The organism is Youngiibacter fragilis 232.1 (assembly GCF_000495435.3).
Lineage (GTDB): Bacteria > Bacillota > Clostridia > Clostridiales > Clostridiaceae > Youngiibacter > Youngiibacter fragilis.
The window spans coordinates 75,294-98,156 of the sequence record NZ_AXUN02000179.1 but is presented as its reverse complement, the minus strand read 5'-3'; the positions used below and the strand labels follow the sequence as shown (position 1 = coordinate 98,156).

Sequence of the window (22,863 nt, the reverse complement as noted above, 5' to 3'; positions counted from 1 at the left end):
ATGTTCGTACTAATTGGTAGACGGGAGTGATACTATGAACAATGAACTAAAAAAAGGAAACCAATCTGAGAGAATACTGCAAACTGCATTTGAATGTATTTCTTCAAAAGGTTATGCAAATGTATCCATGCGGGATATTGCAGATGAAGCTGGAGTTGCGCTAAGTCAGCTTACCTATCATTATAAAAATAAGGATGGGTTGCTTACAGAAGTAATAAAAATGATGATTCAAGAATACCTAATAGAAGTTGAAGAGCATTTGAGAAAAGGGGTAACTCCTAAAGAAAAATTGTCGGATCTTATCACATATTTCCAGGAGGTTTTGGAAGAAAACCCAAGGCTATTTAAAATGTTTTATGATTTTACAAGTATGTCACTCTGGTCTGCGCAATTTAGCAATTTACTCCGTAATCTTTTTGAAAATTTAGTAAATCTGATAGAAAAATACGTCTTAGATGACATTCCTTTAAAAAGCAATTTAAGAACCTATACACCAAAATCCATAGCGAGAATGCTTTTAGGAGCAATGTTTGGAACTGCAATACAGGTAATTTTAGATCCTCAAGAAAAAAAGCTACCTGAAGCTTTAAATGCAATTGAATTACTATTGGTTTAAAATCAAAAAAATGAAAAGGAGAGATTTATATGTCAAGTATTTTAGAAAAACCATTTAATATGGGGTTAGGACTCTTTGCCTACTCAAGAGAAAAAATTGAAAAGGTTGTAGATGAACTGGTTAACAAAGGTGAGGTTACCAGAAAAGACGCACAAGAGGTTGTTAGCGATCTTGTAAAAAAGGGTGAAGAGCAACGAGAAGAATTAAAGAAATTTGTCAGGGATGAAATAAAAGATAATATGGATTTGAAGGATCTTGTCAAAAAAGATGATTTAAGAGATATAATCCGTGAAGAGCTAGCAAAAGTGATTAATTATGAAGGAATCGCTACAAAAGAAGATATTAAAAATCTTAGTGAAAAGTTAGATTTAAAATAATAGAATTGCTTTGTTAATATTTGGCAACAGTATTTCTATCTGCTTAATAGTACGGACGTCCGAATGTATTGTTGGGCAATAAAAGCTAGATATAATTTAACATACTTTTGAAGTATGAAGCATTAACTTTCAGATTAAGGAAGAGGGTTACATCGCGTTAGGAGGCAAGAAGACAGATGGAAAATGCCGGATTGGTATTAGAAGGAGGGGGCTTAAGAAGTGTATTTACAGCAGGTGCTTTAGATTATCTGATGGAAAGAGACGTATATTTTTCATATGTTGTTGGGGCTTCTGCTGGAGCATGTAATATGCTCGCTTATGTGTCAAAACAGATTGGACATACACGTGATAATATGATTAAACAAGATGCTGCACAACGATTTTATGGGTTTAATCAACTATTAAAGTCAGGAAAACTTCTTGATTTGGATAAAATGTTCTTTGAAAACCCGCATAAACAGAAACCCTTTGACTTTGACACATATTTTAATTCTGAAATTGAAAATGAAATGGTTGTTACAAATTGTCTAACTGGTAAGGCCGAGTATTTGCAAGAGAAGATTGTAGACAACAGGCTATCTACAATTGTAAAAGCATCTTCGAGCATGCCATTAATTACCCCTATGGTGGAAATCAATGATTGTAAATATTTAGATGGGAGTTTAGCAGATTCGATTCCTATACAGAGAGCAATGGCTAAAGGTTACAAGAAAAATGTAATAATACTAACTAGAAATAAAGGCGACACGGCGACACTACCATATTATCAGAAAAAAATATGTGAGGTTTATTATAAAAGATATCCTGAATTATTAAGCACGATTTTGACAAGACCAACAATGTATCGAAATGAAATAAAAGATATAGAAAAATTAGAAGCAGAAGGAAAGGTTTTTGTTATAAGACCAGGAAATCCTACAATTAAGAGATTGGAGAATGACTATAAAACACTGCTTTTACATTATTCACGTGGCTATTACATGATGAAAGATAACTTCGAATCCTTAATAAAGTTTCTTTCTGATAATATTTAAATATCAGAAAACAAGAACAGAATATGACGAATATCTCAAAAAATTTTTTCTGCGAATAATACAGTCGTATGAATGATATGGATTTTTATGAAGAAATGTATGTTAATACTTTATAAAAATGCTGTACGGAGGTAAATAAGTATGAATCAAAATACTATACCAGAAAGTCTAAAATCATATGGACTCAAAAAGGTGATAACTTATCTTGATTCTGAACCTGATAAGAACATTCCTAAGATTTTAGATTGGGCTGAAAAGTTTGATAAGGATGGAGGTTTAGAAAGCCAATTAAAAACAATTAGAAATGCATTAACTGATGAATCTAGTAACTGGTATCAGTTGACAAAAAGCCTTTGGACTGATGTTGATGATGATGTACGGAAAAAGATGTTTGAAAACTTTATTGTGAATGCAACAATTATAGGCGGTCAGAGACAGGAAAAATCAAGAAAAGAGAATAACTGCAATGTGCCTTGGGCGATCTTAATGGATCCAACCTCAGCTTGCAATCTTCAATGCACTGGTTGTTGGGCTGCAGATTATGGCAACAAAATGAACATGAGTTTTGAAACGTTAGACAGCATAATAGAGCAGGGTAAAGCTTTGGGTACCTATATGTTTATATACTCCGGAGGAGAGCCTTTGGTCCGCAAAGACGACATCATAAGACTATGTGAAAAGCATAATGACTGTGAATTTCTGGCTTTCACCAATGCCACTTTGATTGATGAGTACTTTGCAGATGAGATGTTGCGGGTTAAAAACTTTGTTCCTGCAATCAGCGTCGAGGGTTTTGAAGAAGAAACGGATTTTCGCCGTGGCGAAGGAACCTATGCTGCTGTTGTAAAAGCAATGGGAATTCTCAAACGCAAAAAACTGCCTTTTGGAATCTCCTGCTGTTATACAAGCATGAATACAGAAACCATAGGCAGTGAGAAATATTTTGACGATATGATTAACAAAGGCGCAAAATTTGCTTGGTTCTTCACATATATTCCTGTAGGAGTTGATGCTTCACCAGAGTTAATGGCGACCGCTGAGCAGCGTGAATTTATGTACCATCAAATTCGAAGATTTAGAGATAGCAAACCTATTTTTACGATGGATTTCTGGAATGATGCCGAATATGTAAAAGGGTGTATTGCTGGTGGACGAAGCTATCTACACATTAATGCAAATGGAGATATTGAACCATGCGCATTTATACATTATTCTGATTCAAATATTCATAATACCACTTTGCTTGAGGCATTTAAAAACCCTTTGTTCATGCAGTACAAAGAAAATCAACCATTTAATAGCAACTTCTTAAGACCATGTCCGCTACTAGATAATCCAGAAAAGCTTGAAAGTATGATTGTTACCTCAGGTGCAAAATCAACTGAAATTCTGCATCCTGAAGATGTAAATCTTTTGTGTGGTAAGTGTAAACATGCTTCTGAAAAATGGGCGGAAACGGCAGAGAGACTGTGGAATAATTCTTCTAAAACTGAAAAGAAATTATAAGCATTCAATTTATGATTATAAGGATATCAGTGCAAACGTCTGAATGGTCGTTGGTATAAGGCAACTTTTTTTCAACAAAAGGATTTCACTCAGTATATTAAATTAACACTAAAATTCGGAGGAAATAGCAATGAAGCCAATAATTATTACAGACTCAAATTGTGATCTTACGGCAGAATATTTAAAAGAAAATAACATTCCTGTAATACCATTTTATTTTAATTTAAAAGGGCAAGATTATGCAGACGACTTTGGGAAATCAATAAGTTATAAGGAGTTTTATAACGAGTTACGTAATGGTGAAATGCCAACTACAGCACAAATTACACCTTTCGTATTTGAAGAGTATTTCAGGAAATATATTTCTGAAGGTTATTCTATTGTATATATAGGCTTTTCATCTGAATTAAGTGGATCCTATAACAATTCTGTTCTAGCTAAAAATGCAATATTGGCGGAAGAATCAAATGCTGACATAACAGTTATAGACACAAAAAGTGCTACCACTGGGCAGGGATTATTAGTTTTCTATGCTTGCGAAATGTTAAAACATGGAAAATCCAAGGAAGACATAGTAAGTTGGATTGAAGATAATAAATTGAAGGTTAACCATTGGTTTACAGTTGACAGTCTTGATCATCTTAAAAGAGGTGGAAGACTTTCGGCTACAAGCGCAACTGTTGGCACTTTATTAAGTATTAAACCTATTCTAATCATAAATAATGATGGGAAACTTGTTCCTGTAAAAAAAGTTCGGGGAAGAAAAAAAGCAATTAGAGAGTTGTTAGATGAGCTTAAAAATAAAATTATTAATCCAGAAGAACAGACAATTTACATTACTCATGGAGATTGCATTGAGGATGCAGTATATTTGAAAACTTTACTAATGAGTGAGATCAAAGTGAGAAATGTAGTTATTAATTATCTTGGCCCAATTATTGGGACTCATACAGGACCAGGTTTAATTTGTATTACATTTATTGGTAAAGACAGGGAAATTTAAATTTAATATGAAACTAATGCTTGGATTTGCTGCGATAGAATTGGGCAAATTTTAGTTTTGATGGGGAGACTATTTAATTGAAAAATAACGTTGGAATTATAGGATATGGGCATTATGTTCCTGACTTATTAATAACTAATTTTGAAATAGCTAAGCGTTTTGAAAAAACAGAAAAATGGATAGAAGAAAGGACAGGCATTAAAGAAAGAAGGAAAGCTGAAAAAGGTATCTGCACTTCTGATTTGGCAATAAAGGCCGCCAAAGCAGCAATTATAAGCGCCAATATCACACCTGAAGAAATTGATTTGATAATAGTAGCAACAACAACACCGGACATGTTATTTCCTTCCACTGCGTGCCTGGTTCAAAACGGGATAGGTGCATACAACGCCGCAGCATTTGATGTTTCAGCAGCGTGTACCGGGTTTATATACGGGATGGATATTGCTATTAGTTACGTTTCGTCAGGACAGCATAAAAATGTACTGGTGGTTGGGGCTGACACATATTCGCGAATTATAAATGATAACGACATAAACACAAGTATCCTATTTGGTGATGGAGCAGGTGCTGTTGTTATAGGGAAAGTCCCAAAGGGCTTTGGCATTTTGGGAAGCTTAAAGGGTTCGGACGGTTCGGGCGCAGATTTATTAAAAGTACCTGCAGGAGGAGCAAAACAGCCTCTGACCCATGAGCTTTTAGACAACAGGATGAATACTATAGTTATGAATGGCAGGGAAGTTTTCCAGTTTGCTGTAAAAATCTTTGAAAAAATGATAAATGAGATTACTGAAAAAGCCGGAATAACTCTTGAAGATGTAAATTTGATAATACCTCATCAAGCGAACAAAAGAATATTGCATTCCGTATCAGAAAGGCTGAAGATACCCCATGAGAAGATGTATTGCAATATCGAGTTTTATGGTAATATGTCTTCGGCTTCAATACCTGTCGCTTTATCAGAGGCATGTAATAACGGTAAAGTAAAAAATGGCGACATACTACTGTTTGTCGGATTTGGAGCAGGATTAACATGGGGAGCAAGCTTAATGAAATGGCACGTATGAAAACAGGACATAAAATATTAGGAGGGTTGTGATTGTTTGGTGGATTTAAGTCGTTATAGACATATTAAGAGGTACAGACAAATTATCTTTGTATTTGTCAAACACGGCTTTGGTACGATTATCGATCAACTTGGAATATTTGACTACATCAATATTAGAAAAAAGATTGAAGAGAAAGATGAAAGTATTGATGAAAAGCTATCTACAGGCGGGCGCCTGAGGCTTTCTTTGGAGGAACTCGGCACAACGTTTATAAAGCTTGGCCAGATACTTAGTACAAGGCCGGATATCCTTCCACATGATGTTATTGTAGAGCTTGAAAAGTTGCAGGATGCGGTTCCTCCTTTTCCATTTGATGATGTGAAATCTTTGATAGAAAGTGAATTTGATGACAAACTTGGAAACATCTATAGGGAATTTAATGAAATTCCACTTGCAGCCGCATCAATAGCCCAGGTTCATCTTGCCAGGCTGAACTCAGGCAGAAAAGTGGTAGTAAAAATTCAAAGACCGGGGATTGAAAGAAATATTGATCTTGACTTAATGGTGTTGAAAGATCTCGCATCTTTTATAGATCACCATACAAAGTACGGAAAGCTTTATAATTTCACTAAAACGGTACAGGAATTTGAAAGCACGCTGAAAAATGAACTGGATTTTAGAATTGAAGGAGAAAACGCAGAAACGTTCAAGGAAAACTTCTCAAAAGACAAGGGAATTAGTGTGCCCGATATAAGCTGGATTCATACTACAAGACGTGTTTTAACAATGGAGTATATAGACGGTATACCGCTAAATGATTTCGAGGCATTGGACGTAGCAGGACTAGACCGTAAATTAATAGCCAGAAACCTCGGTATAACAATATTCAATCAAATTTTGAGAGACGGTTTTTTTCATGGAGATCCCCACCCGGGTAATATTATGGTATTGCCTGATAATGAAATTACTTTCCTTGATTTTGGCATGATAGGTAAATTAAATGATGAACGCAAATTACAGTTTTTGAAAATGCTTATGGGAATTACTTTTAAAAACAGTAGATTGATTTTGGAAGCAATAATTGCTATAGATGCCATGACTCATCACGTAAATATGAAAAAATTAGAACGGGAAATTGATGCTTTGCGTGATAAATATTTATCTATTCCTTTAAATGAAATAAAAGTAGGTGAAGTCTTTAAAGAGGTTTTCAACCTTGCTTTTTCATATAATATTGTAATTCCAAGTGAATTTACAATGCTTGCTAAAACTCTTGTTACATTGGAAGGACTGGTTGCAAAACTGGATCCCGAATTAAACGTATTGGAAATCGCAGATCCTATAGCAAGAAATCTTATGTTTAAATCATTTTCTCCCGAAAAAATAGGTGTGGAATTTATAGGCGGAGCATTGGATTACGGGAGCTTATTAAGGGGATTTCCTTCTATTTTTCATAATTATTTAAGAAAATTGGAAGATGACGAATTTACCATGCAGTTTCAAATGAAAGGCATTGAATCCGTCGAAAAACGTTTTGAAAAGATTTTCAACAGGATTACTTTTAGTGTAGTATTGCTGGCTGTAAGCATAATAATAGCAGGAATTGTGATAGGTATAGGGGGGAGTGGCTATGCGGATATAGAAGTATATACTCTAAGCATTACCGCTTTAAAGGTGGGACTGATTGTTGCAAGTTTCATTATTGTAGGCTTAATATTATCGATACTTCGGTCTACGCGTTTAAAATAAAAAGGGCTCAATGAATGAAGTGGGTGGAATTATATGTATTTTCTAGACTTGATATTATTTTTTGCTATATATTCCTTTTTAGGATGGCTGATGGAGACTATATTTGCCAGCACAATTGAAAGGAAGTTTATAAACAGAGGGTTTTTAATCGGGCCCTTTTGTCCGATTTATGGGTTCGGTGCAGTTATGATTATCCTAGGTGCGAAATGGGCCAATGGTATTTTTGAACATGGATTAACATTATATGTGATAGGAATATTATTTTCGGTTATCCTGACTACAATTTTGGAATATATCACAGGTGCTGCTTTGGAAAAATTTTTCAACTGCAAGTGGTGGGACTATAGTGATTGTGCTTTGAATTTGCATGGGTATATTTGCCTGAAATATTCGCTTCTGTGGGGTTTATTGGCATTCCTAATGCTACAGGTAATTCATCCTGAAATTTTAAAAATATATATTTCTATTCCGATACAAACAAAGATATATTTTTCTATAGTTTTAATAATATACTTTCTTGCAGATACAATAAAATCGGTAATGGATATAGTGGATTTAAGAATAGTTATTCTTAAATATTCTGATTTTTCAGTCAATAAGTATTATGATAAGATTATTGAATATAAACGAATTTTTCTTGCATTTCCACGGTTACTGATTTTAAATGCGGGTATTATGAACCGTGACGTAAGGAGTGTTTTAAATGGTAGAATTAATAAAATCAAAGATGAAATTAAGATCAGATTCAAGTAGCTATAGTGAATTTGAAAATTGCATTAGCGATTTGATTCAAAATGAAACTGTGATCTCAATGAATAAGCTTATACAACACAGCAATATAACATGTCTTGAACATAGCATAGATGTGTCATACAACAGTTATTTGGTTTGCAGAGGTTTGGAGCTTGATTACAAATCGGCTGCAAGGGGGGCGTTGCTGCATGATTTTTTTTTGTATGATTGGCATATAACCAAATCAGGACATGGATTACACGGCTTCACTCATCCAGTTACTGCTTTAAAAAATGCTAACGAAAATTTTTGCTTGAATGTAATAGAGAAAGACATTATTGAGAAGCATATGTGGCCGCTTACCATCAGGTTGCCCAAATACAAAGAATCTTTCATCGTTTCTTTTGTAGATAAGTATTGTTCGACGGCGGAAATTTTTAATCTAAGAGACAGAAATAACAGTGATAGATTTATTCGAAAGCTCTTAAGTAGATGTCAAAGAGAAACTTATGAGCTTTGAATTCATTAATAATGTAATGTTAAGAATATAAAGGAGAATTGGGATTAATAATGAAAAAAGTTAAATTCATATATAATCCTAGTGCTGGAGATAGCGCGATTATTGATAAGCTGGATGGAATAATCAAAGTTTATCAACAAAAAGGATATGCCATTTTCCCCATTAGATTAGACGATATATATAACATGGAGAAAGCTTTAGAAGATATAAACTGCGGTTATTCTCATATTCTTGTAGCAGGTGGAGACGGAACCGTCGACTTATTAATAAATCAGATGATGGAATTGAAGGTTGATTTACCAATTGGGATTCTGCCTACAGGAACAGCCAATGATTTCAGTAAGTATATTGGAATGCCTATAGATATTATAGATGCATGCCGACAGATACTTGTAAGTAGACCTATGAAAATGGATTTAGGTAAAGTAAATGACAGATATTTTGTTAATGTGGCAAGCACCGGTTTATTTACAGACGTGTCTCAAAAAACAGATAACAAGTTTAAAAATTCTATTGGAAAGCTTGCATATTATTTAAAGGGTATTGAACAGATACCTAATTTCAAAAAGATACCTGTAAAGATTACTTCCAAAGATGCAAAATACAACGGAGACATGTACATGATACTTGTATTTAACGGAAGAATGGCGGGGAATATTGAACTTGCATACAGAGCGCACGGAAATGACGGCAAGTTGGATGTAATTTTAATAAAGGCAGAATCTTTAGTGGAGCTATTTCCACTCCTTATAAAATTTCTCAAGGGAGATCATCTAGAAGAACCTGTAGGCCTTTTGTATTTTCAGACGGATGAACTCTACATTGAAACTGAGGATAATACTTTAATAACTGATATTGATGGTGAAAGAGGCCCTGATTTTCCTTTAAGGATTGAATGTGTAAAGAATGCAATATCTGTATTAGGTGTGAATAGGAATGTTTTAAGTATAAAAAAGAACCTTTTAAGGAGAAAGGCTTAATTTCAAAGTTAGATTGCTCTTGGCGCAGCAAAAACAATTTCTAAAATTAGCTCATGGAAACTAGAAAAGGTGATTTTAGTGATTGAGTTTATTAGTAGTCATCAATTCTGAATATCTAAATTAGAGGGGAGGCGTTATCATGGCTAATATCTTAGATTATTTAGATTGGCGGGGAGATTTAAGTTTTGCGAGTGATAGTTTTAATGAAGTCGATAATTTGATACTATCGAACCTGTCATATTTAAAATTAGATGGAAGCGTTCCCCACGAAATTAATGACAGTAAAATAACATTATTAGATTTAGCAAATAAATTTATGGCTAGTAAGCTACCACCCTCTGAATACGTGAACTACTATTTTCCGGAAAAGATTGCTGAACTGCTTATAAGAGCTGCAAAGACAGCTCGTTTTCAAAACATAAACTTATTTGGATATGTGAATCGAGTTGACCACCAAATTTCAAATCAGTTTTCTGCAGTGATATTTTCAATTGCTTGTGATGAGTATTTTATTGCTTTTCGAGGCACCGATAACACAATAGCCGGTTGGAAAGAAAATTTACGCATGAGTTTTATAGATGAAGTGTTGGCGCAAAAACAGGCTGCATCTTATGTAAATTGTATTATTTCTAATCTTAAGGGGAGGTTTTATCTTGGTGGTCATTCGAAAGGGGGAAATCTTGCTGTTTATGCTGCAACACACATAAAAAGTGAGATAAGAGATAAGGTCTTAAATATTTACAATAATGATGGACCTGGATTTCACAAAAGTATCATTGAAAGTGAAGGTTATCAAAGTGTTGCAGATAAAGTAAATACAATAATCCCTAAATCTTCAGTGGTGGGTATGCTTTTGGAACATGGAGAAAATTTTAAGGTTATTGATAGCAGCGGATATGGCATATTACAGCATGATGCCTTTTTATGGGAAGTTAAAGGTCCGAATTTTGTTTATAACGGGGAATTGAGTAAAAATTGCCGCGATTTTGATAACACAATACGATTGTGGCTTGATAATTTATCAATAGAACAAAGAGAACATTTCATAGATGCTCTCTTTGAAATTATTCAAGTAACAGGTGCACAAACATTCAATGAATTATCAAAAGAAAAGTTAAAAGTGATTGATGGGATGATAAACAAATATAGAAGCATGGATTCAGAAACTCAACTACTTCTTAAAAAAACAATTGTGACATTATTGAATGAGGGACAAAAAGTATATAGCAAATCTATTGGTGAAAAGATTGACTTAACATTTACCAAAATTCATCCAAGAAAATGATAAAAACATATCAACGGAAATATTGAAAAATATTTCCGTTGATATGTTTCCAAGAACGTCGGTTTCGAGAAAAACAGCAAAAAAACCATTGATATGTTCCCGAGAACGTAAGGTGCAAATGACATCAATGCTGTCCTCTCGAGCCACGTTGAGACTGTTGTCTTGATGTCACGCAAAGATAAATAAAAAGGCTTAGAAAGGCTTAAATCAAAGGTTTCCAGACTTTCGGTTATAATCGCCGATTGCTGGAAACCTTTGTTTTTGTCTCTCATAAGTAGTGTAGGCCTTAACGGAATTGTTAGGTTGAGGATAGAGAACTACTTTTTGCTCTGCGAGTTATGGGAACTGTTGTTTTGGCCTGGGGTTGAAGCTAGAGAACTGTTGTAATAATTTTATGGCGGCAGACCCGTTGTGGAACTACCGCCTCGTTTTTTATACTCCTAAATCTTCATGACCAACATGCTGCTGGAGTATCATACGCATACGCTTAATCATATAATTGATAGTCGTTTGTGGCTTGCCAATTAGCTCGGCTATTGCGTACTGAGATTTCCCATCATAGAGCATTTCAAAAATGCTCGCTAAATCTGGTGCTTGCTGACGTAGCTTTTCTAGAAGGTCTTCAAAGAGCATTGCAGTTAGGATTGCTTCGCACTGATTCGCGTCGGGGTCCTCAAATTCAAGCTCTGTTTCTTCGAAGAAAGACTCAAGTGAAAGCGGAGCTCCGTCCTTCATCTTTTCGCAGGACTTACAGTCCAATTCGCAACGTTTGAGCTTACCTTTACCATCACTAACTGTGCAGCGGCGGCTACGTTCATCACGCCTCATTTCCGCCCAAAGAGGTTGCATGAACGCCTCATACTGTTCTTTTGTTGCCGGAACCATAATAGCGGACACAACTTTATTTCCGATTTTTGCTGGCACTACCTGCGAGCGATCTAAGTTGAAATCTTTGATCGTCTCTTTGGTAACTTCCATAGGGATGAAATACTTCTGATTGTCTGAATTTGTCATAATATGAGCCCTCCTTCGGCTTTAAAGCGAAGCGAGAGCTCACATGACGTGCACCAGCCAAAAAGGCAATAGTCGACCGTCCGAATGGGATAACTCCCGCTTCAGAATTGGCGACCAGCTATTCCAGTAGGCTGGCTGCAGTTATTCAGTTGTTCACCCGATAGGTCTGGAATCATCCTTGATCAGGGGATGTCCTATAAGGTGATAAATCACAGTGCTTTCGCAAATGAATGATTGCTGTTAACGAATTGTTTTCGCGAACGCAAAATAAAATTGATTATTGCGAAAACCTGTGGTATGATTTGTAAAGGTGGCTCACGGGCATGTTTTTGTGCGCTATTTGCGGGCCCCTCTTACATAAATAATTGTAGTTTGTTAGCCTCGAAAAGTAATTGCCGCCAGATTGCTATGAAATTGCCATGATTTTTCCAACATACGGGAAGGAGGATACAAATGAGCGAATTCAATATTTCCGCTTACATAAAGACAATGCAGCGTGGCCTTGCCGAAGACAATAAACAGGAAGCAGCCGGTAGACTGCTTTTGAATTCGGTTGCGCAGCAGAGTTGTGTCCTTGTTGACGTTGATGGCAAGATGGTGACAAATTTGGTCAAGCGTAACGCTGATGTTCACGAGGCAATAAAAACAGCCGCAGCTAGACGGGATGTCATAGCTACGGCTATAAAGTACTTTGAAGATGAAGTTGACTCTAAGTTAAATGTTCATACTATTGACGATGCTTGTGAGGATTTGATAAAGCTATTGGAAAACGACAAATCGGTTGCAGCCAGCAAAAAACAATCTCTTGAGGCTTTATGCAGAGCAGGAGAAATAAATAAATTCCTTGCGATGTCTTTTTTATATGCTATTAGCAGACCCAACAAACAAATAGCCGTTCCTGTTGATGGTGATGACATACCATTACTTGCTGAGGCTGGCTATGAATGCCCTATATGCCATACCTCACTCGTGAAACAAGTGAAGAACACTGTAATGAAGAAGTACAGGATCGTAAACGTATATCCTGAAGACATAACAGGGCTTGAAGATGAATTCAATAATATTGCAGTACCAAGGCGTATTGATTCACAAGGAAATAAAATAATACTATGTGAAAAACATGCAGAGGAATACCTAGTTGAGCCTACAAAGGAAGAATATCAAAAGTTAAAAGCAATCAAAGACCAAATGGTTGCAAACTATTCTTTACGTGTTGATGTCAATGACATGACGTTGGAAGATGATATTCAGACGGTCTTGGATGGTTTAATGAGCGATTTTGATGAGTCGGAGCTTGTGGAACTTTCAATGGATGCTCTGAGGATTGACCAGAAAATTAAGCCTGAAAATCATATGCTTAAAAATGATGAGATAACTCGCGTTCTAAAATATTACAACTACATTAATGACTTATTTTCTTCTATGGATCGTGACGGTACTGGGGATTTTGACCTTATTGCGTCCGAAGTCAACACTGCATATAAAAAGTTGGATAACGGTCGATTAACTCAGGAAGAAATTGTAGATCAGTTAGCGGAATGGATAAGAAACAAGTCACAAGTTGGCAGCAAGTTCCTTCGAGCATGTCATATTGTTGTTGCTTATTTCATTCAGAATTGTGAGGTGTTCCGTGAAATTTCCGAATAAAGTAATACCTTATCAAGCGAGTATTCTGGCAAAATTTCCTGTATTGCTGGTTCATTTAGAACAACAGGATATGAAACCTGCTGATTTATATAAAAAAGTAAAATCAAAAGTCAGTGACGTTGGCGAATTTTTAGAAATATTAGATTGCCTCTATGCCCTTGGGAAAATAGAGCTCAATCGAGAAGGGAGTGCGTTGCATTATGTTGGTTGAAATCATGTGTTCAGAATTTAAAGATCATAGCAAACCCCGTGGACGCATTCGACTTAGGGCGGGGTTAAACACAGTTCTCGGAAGTGAATCCGGTTCAAACTCCATAGGAAAATCAACGTTTCTTATGGTGCTAGATTTTATTTTTGGTGGAAGCGATTATGTAGATAAACTAACAGATGTTCAGACTGAAGTTGGTGTGCACACGATAAATTTTGCATTTCGATTTAAAGAAGAAATGTACTACTTTGCACGTTCAACTGGTGACTATAACATTGTGATAGGTTGCGATTCTGATTATAGGCCATTACCGAACGGCAGTATGCCACTTAATGATTATATGGAGTTCTTGCAGCAAAATTATGGACTTGATCTACCTGGGCTATCACTTAGAAATGCTGTGGGAAGATTTATCCGCGTATACAAACGAGAGACACTTGATGAAGAACATCCCCTTCATCAGGCAAAGCAAGAAACAGCAAAGTATGCAATAGAGGGATTACTAAAAATTGTTGACTTGTATTCTGGAATTGCTGAGCAATCAAAAATTACTAAAGAGGCTAAGGAAAAACACGACGTCTTTAAGAAAGCACAAAAATACCAATACATTCCTTTTGTAACAAAAAAATCGGAATACGATAGAAATGAAGAACGAATAAGTGAACTTGCTTCTCAGGCTGAAGAACTAGCTCATAGAAGCTCTAATGGGCTTCTTGACTTAGATTCCATGCAAGCTGAACGTCTATCAATGTTGCATAGTAACCTCTCTAATTTTAAGAGACAGCGCGCTAAAATAGTATCTCAGCTTCGTGCAATCCGCGCAGATAAAGAGCTCGGTAAAAAGAGCTTCAAACGAAATTTTGAAGATTTGCAACGTTTCTTCCCGGAAGCCAATTTGCAACGTATCGAATCTATAGAAGGTTTTCATAAGCAACTTGCTGGAATATTGAAAGATGAGTTTTCTGAAATGGAGGAAAATTTACAGGCTACACTTATGCTTATTGAGCCTGAAATGAAGTCAATTGAGAGTAGTATTTTGGAAGTTGGAGCTTCAACTAATTTGACTGTTGCCGTTCTTGAACATTATGCGGCTATTGATAAGGAATTGAAAACACTACGTGCTGCTAATGAAAATTTTGAAAAAACGAAAGAATTATCTGATACAGCTAAAGCCTATGAAGAGACTCTGAATAATTTGGTTAGAGAACAGATTGCAAGAATGCAGCAAGCCATCAATAGCGAAATGTTCAAAATTAATCACGAAATTTATAACGGAAGAAAGACTGCGCCATCGCTTACCATAAGTGATGCGTCCCATTATAATTTCTTTACTCCGAGAGATGGCGGTACTGGCTCACAATACAAGGGATTAGTTGTATTCGATTTGGCAATGCTCAACTTGACACCCCTTCCTTTATTGGTCCATGACTCGGTTATGCTTAAACACATAGAGGACGATGCAATTGAAAAGATTTTACAGCTATATTCAAGAACTCCAAAGCAAGCATTCATTGCATTAGACAAAGAAGGGTCTTATACAGCGGAAGCTCAAAAAATTATGAATGATACAAAAATTTTGCAATTGACAGCTGGCGAGGGAGCCCTATTCGGTAGGACCTGGAATGAAGTCTAGACTGATTAATGTTGAAAGCAAATGGAGGCGACACATGAAATTCAGTTATAAGAAGCTGTGGAAACTTTTGATTGATAAAGGGATTAATAAAAAGACTCTTTGCGAAATGAGTGGAGTTAGTGCGACATCAATTGCCAAACTTGGGAATGATGGCAATGTAAACACAGAAATTTTACTCAAAATTTGTACTGCTCTAAAGTGCGATGTCGGTGACATTATGGAGATTGTTTCAGATGATGAAGAGAAGTAAGTTAAATATAACGGCATAAGCCGATGGATTGGTGATTAAAAATGAATAAACTTGACACGTTTTTTATAGCGGAAGAGCAACCTTGGGTAAAGCTCTATAACATGGATTTACCGTCAACAAGGGGGGGACTTTTTTATAATACATTTGCATACCCGACAAAAATTTCTCCAGAATCTATAGCTATCTATATAGCTACACATACAAAGCCTGGTGATACGGTTCTGGATGTGTTTGGAGGTAGTGGTTCTACTGGAATAGCAGCTCTTATGTGTGAGCATCCAACTGAACCCATGAAGGCAATGGCAAAAAAATTTAATCTTCAGCCTGAATGGGGCGCAAGGAATGCTATTGTCTATGAGATCGGAAAATACGGAGCATTTGCCTCGCAGGTAATGGCAAACCCACCTGAACAGAAATTGTTTACTAAGGCTGTTAAAAAGTTGTTGGATACAATGGAAGATGAATTACCGAATTATAAGACTAAGGATGCAGAAGGAAATATGGGCGTAATTCGCCATATAATTTATTCGGATATAGTTCTGTGTACTCACTGCGGTAAGGAGTTTACATACTATGCAGGAATGGTACGATATGACCCACTTAGAATAGACGGTGATGGAATATGCCCTCACTGTGGGCATAAAGGTAAAGCTTCCGATTTTTCATATGTCGCAGAAGAAATATACGACAATTTACTTGAAATGTTGATTACACGAAGAAAGCGTGTGCCGGTTAGAGTCTACGGGCAGACGGGTCGAAATAAGTGGGTACGGGAGGCCGACGAAACTGATATTGAACAATTCAAAGCCACAGAGGCTTTGGAATACCCAAATCAATATGAAGCTCAGAAGATCATGTGGGGAGAGCTATACCGCTCTGGCTATCACACAGGTATCTCACACTTACATCATTTCTACACCAAGCGGAACTTTCTTGTCATGTATTTGCTATGGAAAAGGGCAGAGATGTTTGAACCTAAGGTGCGCGACGCAATTAGATTGATTCTTCTGAGTTACAATGCCTCACATGCAACCTTAATGACGCGGGTTGTTGTTAAGAAGAATTCTAAGGACTTTGTGTTGACCAGTGCACAAAGCGGGGTTCTTTATATTAGTAGTTTACCAGTTGAAAAGAACATTCTCATGGGTGTCAGGCGTAAGCTTAAATCTTTTGAAGATGCCTTCACTTATTTGAATCGCTGTTCTGGACATATTGATGTGATCAACAAAAGCAGTCAGCAGCTAACCCAGCCAGATGAATCCATAGACTATGTGTTTACGGATCCACCATTCGGTGACTTTATCCCATACGCTGAAGTGAATCAAATTAACGAGCTTTGGATTGGAGAGCCAACCAACCGTGCAGATGAGATTATCATAAGTCAGTCCCAGAAAAAAGATGTACCTTGCTATCAGAAGATGATGACTGAGGTTTTTGGTGAAATGAAGAGGGTTCTGAAAGACGATGCATTTGCGACGGTAGTGTTCCATTCGTCGAAGGCGGTAGTCTGGAACGCACTATGCTCAGCTTATTCAGACGCTGGCTTCTCCGTTACAGCCACGACTTCACTGGATAAAAGTCAGGCAAGTTTCAAACAAGTTGTTTCAGAGGGCTCTGTACAAGGTGACCCGTTAATTCTTTTATCAAAGGGTAAAGGCATACATTCGACTTTGCATTCACAAGCAATACTTGATGAAGTCATTGAAAATGATGATTCAGACACCACAAAGAATGAGCGGCAGATTTATGCAAAATATATAGGGAAATGTCTAAAGCTTGGCATAGCAGTAGAATTTGATGCGAAAACCGCCTATGACTATATAGCGCGTAAAACGGAGGCGGTTAAATGACGGATGCTATAACGAGGAAACGTCTTGGACAGTACTTTTCAGGCAACAAGGTAGCAAACCTGCTGGCCAATCTCTGTTCATTGACAGGTGAAGAGTTTGTCATTGACCCGATGGCAGGGGTTGGAGATATGCTTACGGCAGCTATTCAATCAGGGGTACCGGCTGAGAAGATAAGCGGAATTGAGATCGATCCTGATGCCGGAAGTCTGTGCAAGAAAAGAATTGCTCCGGGCAATGTTTACATTGGAGATGCTTTTTCACCCGAACCTTACTTAGCCTTAAGACGTATGGCTTGGGATTTAGTAATCACTAACCCACCATATGTTCGTTATCAGTCCATGGGTAGATTTGAAAGCGATGGCATCCGTCTGAAAAGCGCAAAAGAAACGCGCCGGAGCCTCAGCGAGCTGATTGATGGGATAAGCCATCTTGATGACGATGAAAAGGCATGTTTTCAGCAAATCATTCAAAACTATTCTGGATTGTCCGATCTTGCAGTTCCCGCGTGGATTCTTTGCGCAGCATTGACCCAAGCAGACGGCCGGATTGCCATGGTCGTGCCAGAGTCTTGGATCAGCCGTGATTATGCATTATCCATTAAATATATGTTATTGAAGTTCTTTGATATTGAGTATATTGTTGAAGATTTGAATTCGGTGTGGTTTTCAGATGCACTGGTTAAAACGAATCTTCTTGTCGCAAAACGAGTGCATTACCGAGAGAGCCTTAATGAAATAGGGGATTCAGTATATAAGCATATCAGGCTCGGTGCTGGATTGATCGGCGAGGATAGCCTGGTTCAGAAGTTAACGATTAACGGGAAAGAAGGATACGCAGCGCTCGATAACCTTCTAAATTCCAATTGTGATGTATCCGGAGAAGACTTTGAAATCAGGCAGATTCACCTCAGTACCTTCCTGTCGGAAATGTCTACTTCGCAAGTTTATGAGAAATTGCTAAAAAAACTGGAGCCCAAAACAAAAAATGTGATGAAGGCATCCATTCCCAAGGAACTGCAAGAGGTAATCGGGGGCGACATCCCTCCGACCCACCTAACAGAACTTGCAACTTGGGGTTTTCAGGTAGGACAGGGTTTAAGAACAGGTGCAAATAAGTTCTTTTACACAGAGCTTTCACGGAGTGAAGGGTCTGTTGATTATCTTGTTGCAGATAAGGTTTTTAAAGAAAGAATCATTCCAGTTGCACAGAAGTACTTGCTGCCTGCTTTTCGTTATCAGAGTGATGCTCGGGATGGATTAGTGATTTCAAAATCGATGCTTCCTCATAGGTTGCTTTATATCCAGGAGGATATTTATAACGCTAATGGCCATATCCAGGATGATGCAGATGCACCTTTAGCTGAGCATATTGCCATTGCTGAGAATACCCCTATCGAGAGTAATGGACAACTTAAATACTTTCATGAATTAAGTGCTGTAAAGCCGAATATACGAAATAATGAGGCCCAAGGAGGTATAGTGCGCCGTCATTGGTTTATGCTTCCTGTTCTTACTAATAGGCATACACCACAACTTTGCATCTCACGTGTGAACCATAAAAATGCCAGATGCTGTTTGATTGCTGATGAGGGCATCGTTGTAGATGCAAACTTTTCGACGCTTTGGATTGTAAAAGGAGGTAAGCAACAAGTATATGCGATGTTTGCGCTCCTGAATTCAACCTGGACTCAAAGTTATTTGGAAACAATCTCCACAGTAATGGGTGGAGGTGCACTGAAGGTGGAAGCGTCACACATCCGAAAGCTACTGTTGCCTCTTCCGACAGATGAGTTGATTACGTCATTATCTCTTCTTGGGAAACGCCTTTCCGCAGGTAACACTCCTGAGAGTAGCAATATTATATCCGAAATTGATTACGCAATATTAAGTTCATTATTAGGCAGTTCAAATTCCCATGAAAAGTGTGTCGCCTTACGAGTCTATCTGCAGTCAAAGGTTAATGCACGGCAACGTTAATGGATTAAGGAGGAAAGAGTTATGGTTCAGATTAATTTGCCTGCCGCCAGAGCTTTTGCTACAGAAGCTACCGCTCAGATGCGCGCAGGGGTGATGGAAGATGTGCTTCGTCATCTTCTTTCTGCCAATTTTCCGCAGATGTTTCCCGAAAACCCATGGTGGATTCGGGAGCATAGCACAGGTGCAGAAGCTAATGTACACTACATAGATGCAGCGGGTTTGAGAAGGTATGGATTTATAGATTCGCTTGTTGGAATGACGGCAATTGAATATGAGAGAAATCTGACAGTCAGAACAATCTACGCTGAAGGATACCATCAAGTTGAAGAGTATTGCTCAGCCTTGCTGAATCATGGCATTGCCTGCGACAATATCATTGGTGTATTATCAGATACAGTCCATTGGTTTGCTTTCCGCGTCGAAATCACACGGCTACCGTTGCCAGATATGGAGTATGGCCCGGATAACATTACACTTCATGAAATTGACGCGGTAAACCTTGAAGATCATACGGACGACAATCTAACACGGTTTGGCCTGTTTATTAACCGATATCTTGGACGTGAAGGGTCACGTCATCTTAGTGCGTTGGCATTAGCGATGGATATGGGGTTTGAGAGTGTGTTCTGTGCTCAAAACATTAATGAGTTCCGGAATGTTGTAGATGATGCGTTTACCAGAAGACCGCAATATGGCAACATGATTGCGTCTCTTTGGCAGAACTTTGTCAGCCACCTTGAGAACAACGGAAGGCAGCCGTTTAACCGGAATATCTATGCAAACGAATTGTATATGATCACGCTCGCTAAGTTACTATGCGCCAATATCTTGAACGGATCGGTTGTACGAGACGAAGGAGATAATCTACGGACCATCCTGAATGGTCAATGGTTTAGGGCTATGGGGTTTGTGAATCTGGTTGAATATGACTATTTCGGGTGGTTGAACGAAGCCCCGCACATTGATCAGATTATAACGATTGCAAGGCAGATGCAAAATGATTTGGCAGCATATGACTACAGCTTTATAGCAACGGAAGATTTGTTCGGGCCTCTAGTCGCACAATTGGCAGATAGGGATCGTCGTTTACTCTTGGGGCAAGAATATACTCCACAGTGGTTGGCTGAGAAAATGGTATCTCATATTATCGAGTTGCTTCCTCAGTCAGACTTCCCTAACTTTGTGGATATGTGCTGCGGCTCGGGTGTTTTTGTCGTTGAGACAATCAATCAGACGATTGCCCGATACCATATCATTCCTGATAGATGCCCGGCAGATTTGCTGCGTCAACTTACAAACAGTGTAGTTGGATTTGATATTGACCCATTGGCTGTTTTATTGTCAAAACTTAACTGGGCTATGGCCATGCGATCATTTGTACCGCATGCGGCAGAGGACTTGGTAATACCTATATACCACGCTGACTCTCTATTCACGGCTGCTCCTATTACTACTTTAATTGAAGGCAATTATGAGGAACAAGACCTGCGTATGGTTTTCGATGGCGAACAGGTTAATTTACCCGGATTCCTAATAACTCCAACGTATAGAAGACTGTTCGATTCTTTAATCCATACGTGCTATGAAACCGCGAAAGCCAGGGCTCGCAATACCACAGAAGACTATACTCGTCCCCAAGCCGAGGCACTTGTGGCAACGTTAATTCGTGATCCGGGCGTTCTTATTGAAGAAGAGCAACAAGAAGCCATTATAACGAGTTGTTATGCCTTGATTCCTACACTGGAAAGGCTTCAACGAGAAGGTCGCAATGGCATATGGCCTTTCCTTCTTGGTAATAGCTATCGCCCTGGTCTGGTTAGAGGACAGTTCAATGCTGTTATATCCAATCCGCCTTGGATGGCCATGAGCAAACTCGCTGACAATCCATACAAAACAGTTTTAGTTTCAAGAGCGGAACGGTACGGGATCAAACCAGCTGGTAGTTCGCATCTTCACGTTGAGCTCGCGACGGTCTTTTTCCTGAATTCAATAGATAAGTATCTGCAGGAAAACGCCTTGTGCAGCATAATTATGCCAGATACACTGTTGAATGGATATCATCACGAGCCGTTCAGAAATCAGCAGTTTCTCCATTCTGATTGGCAAGTTCATCTGCGGGTTAATGAGATTTGGGATGTTCCTACTGATACATTCAAGAATAAAGCAATTGTAGTTTTTGGGCAGAAGCTGAACAGCGCAAACCCAAACCCTATTGCCGGAAGGCATGTGCATAGTAATTTACCAGACGAACCATGTGAATTCCGATTGCTACGTCAAGGGAGGCGTTCAGCTTGGTCATCTAATCCGAATGCGCATGATATCACTGAAGGTGTCTTAGAACGAATTCCGTTTTTACAAGGTGCTGACATCATGCCAAGGACGCTGGTGTTTCATAATGCTATGCGGCAACCCAACGGGCGATGGTCGGTTCGACCTGTCCCGCGTCAGAATGATGAACTCTCCTATCTCGTTAGTGACGCAAAGCGCTACAAAGATTTTTCGCTGAATGTACTTAATGTGGACGATCAGTTTATCTACGACTGCTATATGTCAAACCACATCCTGCCGTTTTATGCCTGCGATCCGGCAAAGGCTCTTTTGCCTATGAGAAAAGAAGATGGATGTTGGATGGTGGTAGACGAGGCCGACTTGGTACAATATGGGTCAGGTGCATCAACTGCGTTCCATAGTATTTTTGCTGAGTCCGGCGAATCTGCACATCAGTATTTTGATCGGATTAATTATCGGAACAAGCTAAACCCACAAGTATTCGAGGTGATTGACGATGAAAAACATCTCGTGATGGTGGGTGCCGGTGGCGGATACACTTGCGCATCTTATGTACCGTTTGGGATGATCAACAAAGCGAAAACTATTATTGACCAAACTATCTATTGGTATATCGCTGACTCAGAAGAGGAAGCGCTCTATATAACAGGGATGCTCAACAGCATGGCGTTGGATACCATTATAGCTGATTTTCAACCAGAAGGAGCTATGGGCAGACGTCATGTACATAAGCTACCGTATGCTGTTACGCCACCATTTGATCCTGAAAATGTTGCTCACATGCTTGTAGTTGAAAGAACGCAAGCTTTGATAAACAGTATTGCGGCTGCTTTGCCAGGTTCAGAAGTCATTGGGTATTGTTCTCCATCGAGCAGCACCCTTGCAGTGAGAAGACGCAAGTTCCGTATGTTCATTCATGAATTGCCCGAGAGTAGAGACTATGAAGATGCATGCCGTGAGGTCTATAATATTTGATGGTTAATAATTGAGATCGTCAGGCATTTGGGTTGGTAAATTATTATAGTTAACATCCTGTTTGTGTCAGACAGTAGCTTCGATGGGGATGTTAATAATAAATATTTTAATTTTGGCTATGCCTTTTAATTATTCCTCGGTTGTGGACCGAAAGAAGGGTAAGACAGCGA

The 22,863-nt window shown here is 38.2% G+C and carries 19 protein-coding genes; 18 read left to right on the top strand and 1 reads right to left on the bottom strand.

Translation table 11 applies throughout. From position 1 onward, the window contains the following. The first annotated feature begins 34 nt into the window (after window positions 1-34). The 11 genes from T472_RS10755 to T472_RS10705 all read left to right on the top strand — a co-directional run bounded on the left by T472_RS10755 (window position 35) and on the right by T472_RS10705 (window position 10,851). On the top strand, window positions 35-616 hold the full coding sequence (locus T472_RS10755) for a TetR/AcrR family transcriptional regulator (RefSeq protein WP_023387325.1): 582 nt from the start codon (window positions 35-37) through the stop codon (window positions 614-616). A 29-nt stretch (window positions 617-645) separates the two neighbouring features. Continuing rightward, window positions 646-993, top strand: coding sequence for a phasin family protein (locus T472_RS10750; RefSeq protein WP_023387326.1), 348 nt, complete (start codon window positions 646-648; stop codon window positions 991-993). Window positions 994-1,169: 176 nt separating this feature from the next. Continuing rightward, window positions 1,170-2,027 (top strand): patatin-like phospholipase family protein, encoded by an 858-nt coding sequence (locus tag T472_RS10745; protein ID WP_023387327.1) that lies wholly within the window; start codon window positions 1,170-1,172, stop codon window positions 2,025-2,027. 141 nt (window positions 2,028-2,168) lie between these two features. Further along, the gene (locus tag T472_RS10740) at window positions 2,169-3,533 is read left to right on the top strand and encodes a radical SAM/SPASM domain-containing protein (protein WP_023387328.1); all 1,365 of its coding nucleotides are present in this window, start codon (window positions 2,169-2,171) and stop codon (window positions 3,531-3,533) included. Between the two features lie 130 nt (window positions 3,534-3,663). Beyond that, window positions 3,664-4,536: a DegV family protein gene (locus tag T472_RS10735; RefSeq protein ID WP_023387329.1), complete on the top strand. Its 873-nt coding sequence runs from the start codon at window positions 3,664-3,666 to the stop codon at window positions 4,534-4,536. A gap of 77 nt (window positions 4,537-4,613) precedes the next feature. Next, entirely contained in the window at window positions 4,614-5,603 is a 990-nt protein-coding gene (locus T472_RS10730) for a 3-oxoacyl-ACP synthase III family protein (RefSeq protein WP_023387330.1), read from the top strand. A 39-nt stretch (window positions 5,604-5,642) separates the two neighbouring features. Then, on the top strand, window positions 5,643-7,334 hold the full coding sequence (gene ubiB / locus T472_RS10725) for a 2-polyprenylphenol 6-hydroxylase (RefSeq protein WP_040907386.1): 1,692 nt from the start codon (window positions 5,643-5,645) through the stop codon (window positions 7,332-7,334). 33 nt (window positions 7,335-7,367) lie between these two features. Then, window positions 7,368-8,087: a putative ABC transporter permease gene (locus T472_RS10720; protein WP_023387332.1), complete on the top strand. Its 720-nt coding sequence runs from the start codon at window positions 7,368-7,370 to the stop codon at window positions 8,085-8,087. Continuing rightward, window positions 8,038-8,586 (top strand): HD domain-containing protein, encoded by a 549-nt coding sequence (locus T472_RS10715; protein WP_023387333.1) that lies wholly within the window; start codon window positions 8,038-8,040, stop codon window positions 8,584-8,586. Before T472_RS10720 ends, T472_RS10715 begins: the two co-directional genes overlap by 50 nt. Before the next feature lie 50 nt (window positions 8,587-8,636). Continuing rightward, entirely contained in the window at window positions 8,637-9,566 is a 930-nt protein-coding gene (locus T472_RS10710) for a YegS/Rv2252/BmrU family lipid kinase (RefSeq protein WP_023387334.1), read from the top strand. Window positions 9,567-9,705: 139 nt separating this feature from the next. Beyond that, complete coding sequence (locus T472_RS10705; RefSeq protein WP_023387335.1) at window positions 9,706-10,851, top strand: DUF2974 domain-containing protein; 1,146 nt, start codon at window positions 9,706-9,708, stop codon at window positions 10,849-10,851. 432 nt (window positions 10,852-11,283) lie between these two features. Here T472_RS10705 and T472_RS10700 read toward each other — a convergent pair whose 3' ends face one another. Beyond that, window positions 11,284-11,865 (bottom strand): helix-turn-helix domain-containing protein, encoded by a 582-nt coding sequence (locus tag T472_RS10700; RefSeq protein ID WP_052011805.1) that lies wholly within the window; start codon window positions 11,863-11,865, stop codon window positions 11,284-11,286. A gap of 453 nt (window positions 11,866-12,318) precedes the next feature. Here T472_RS10700 and T472_RS10695 point away from each other — a divergent pair, with 453 nt between their 5' ends. Genes T472_RS10695 through T472_RS10665 form a run of 7 tightly spaced genes read left to right on the top strand, consistent with a single transcriptional unit; the run spans window position 12,319 to window position 22,693 of the window. Continuing rightward, window positions 12,319-13,512: an ABC-three component system protein gene (locus tag T472_RS10695; protein WP_023387336.1), complete on the top strand. Its 1,194-nt coding sequence runs from the start codon at window positions 12,319-12,321 to the stop codon at window positions 13,510-13,512. Next, a complete protein-coding gene (locus T472_RS10690; protein WP_023387337.1) occupies window positions 13,496-13,723 on the top strand; it encodes an ABC-three component system middle component 7 in 228 nt (75 codons plus the stop codon). The genes T472_RS10695 and T472_RS10690 overlap by 17 nt, the downstream gene beginning before the upstream one ends. Next, window positions 13,713-15,353, top strand: a complete 1,641-nt coding sequence (locus T472_RS10685; RefSeq protein ID WP_023387338.1) for a DUF2326 domain-containing protein — start codon at window positions 13,713-13,715, stop codon at window positions 15,351-15,353. The genes T472_RS10690 and T472_RS10685 overlap by 11 nt, the downstream gene beginning before the upstream one ends. A 34-nt stretch (window positions 15,354-15,387) precedes the next feature. Then, entirely contained in the window at window positions 15,388-15,603 is a 216-nt protein-coding gene (locus T472_RS10680) for a helix-turn-helix domain-containing protein (protein ID WP_023387339.1), read from the top strand. A 41-nt stretch (window positions 15,604-15,644) separates the two neighbouring features. Then, window positions 15,645-17,453: a DNA methyltransferase gene (locus T472_RS10675; RefSeq protein WP_023387340.1), complete on the top strand. Its 1,809-nt coding sequence runs from the start codon at window positions 15,645-15,647 to the stop codon at window positions 17,451-17,453. After that, window positions 17,450-19,429 carry an N-6 DNA methylase gene (locus T472_RS10670; protein WP_023387341.1) on the top strand — a complete coding sequence of 660 codons (1,980 nt, stop codon included), beginning with the start codon at window positions 17,450-17,452 and terminating at the stop codon, window positions 19,427-19,429. The genes T472_RS10675 and T472_RS10670 overlap by 4 nt, the downstream gene beginning before the upstream one ends. Window positions 19,430-19,450: 21 nt before the next feature. Further along, window positions 19,451-22,693 carry an Eco57I restriction-modification methylase domain-containing protein gene (locus tag T472_RS10665; protein WP_023387342.1) on the top strand — a complete coding sequence of 1,081 codons (3,243 nt, stop codon included), beginning with the start codon at window positions 19,451-19,453 and terminating at the stop codon, window positions 22,691-22,693. Window positions 22,694-22,863 lie beyond the last annotated feature (170 nt).

Coding starts and splice junctions, on each gene's coding strand:
- T472_RS10710 (WP_023387334.1), top strand. CDS start 8,637: ATGAAAAAAGTTAAATTCATATATAATCCTAGTGCTGGAGATAGCGCG.
- T472_RS10695 (WP_023387336.1), top strand. CDS start 12,319: ATGAGCGAATTCAATATTTCCGCTTACATAAAGACAATGCAGCGTGGC.
- T472_RS10670 (WP_023387341.1), top strand. CDS start 17,450: ATGACGGATGCTATAACGAGGAAACGTCTTGGACAGTACTTTTCAGGC.
- T472_RS10735 (WP_023387329.1), top strand. CDS start 3,664: ATGAAGCCAATAATTATTACAGACTCAAATTGTGATCTTACGGCAGAA.
- T472_RS10685 (WP_023387338.1), top strand. CDS start 13,713: ATGTTGGTTGAAATCATGTGTTCAGAATTTAAAGATCATAGCAAACCC.
- T472_RS10720 (WP_023387332.1), top strand. CDS start 7,368: ATGTATTTTCTAGACTTGATATTATTTTTTGCTATATATTCCTTTTTA.
- T472_RS10700 (WP_052011805.1), bottom strand. CDS start 11,865: ATGACAAATTCAGACAATCAGAAGTATTTCATCCCTATGGAAGTTACC.
- T472_RS10665 (WP_023387342.1), top strand. CDS start 19,451: ATGGTTCAGATTAATTTGCCTGCCGCCAGAGCTTTTGCTACAGAAGCT.
- T472_RS10715 (WP_023387333.1), top strand. CDS start 8,038: ATGGTAGAATTAATAAAATCAAAGATGAAATTAAGATCAGATTCAAGT.
- T472_RS10705 (WP_023387335.1), top strand. CDS start 9,706: ATGGCTAATATCTTAGATTATTTAGATTGGCGGGGAGATTTAAGTTTT.
- T472_RS10750 (WP_023387326.1), top strand. CDS start 646: ATGTCAAGTATTTTAGAAAAACCATTTAATATGGGGTTAGGACTCTTT.
- T472_RS10755 (WP_023387325.1), top strand. CDS start 35: ATGAACAATGAACTAAAAAAAGGAAACCAATCTGAGAGAATACTGCAA.
- T472_RS10680 (WP_023387339.1), top strand. CDS start 15,388: ATGAAATTCAGTTATAAGAAGCTGTGGAAACTTTTGATTGATAAAGGG.
- T472_RS10675 (WP_023387340.1), top strand. CDS start 15,645: ATGAATAAACTTGACACGTTTTTTATAGCGGAAGAGCAACCTTGGGTA.
- T472_RS10740 (WP_023387328.1), top strand. CDS start 2,169: ATGAATCAAAATACTATACCAGAAAGTCTAAAATCATATGGACTCAAA.
- T472_RS10745 (WP_023387327.1), top strand. CDS start 1,170: ATGGAAAATGCCGGATTGGTATTAGAAGGAGGGGGCTTAAGAAGTGTA.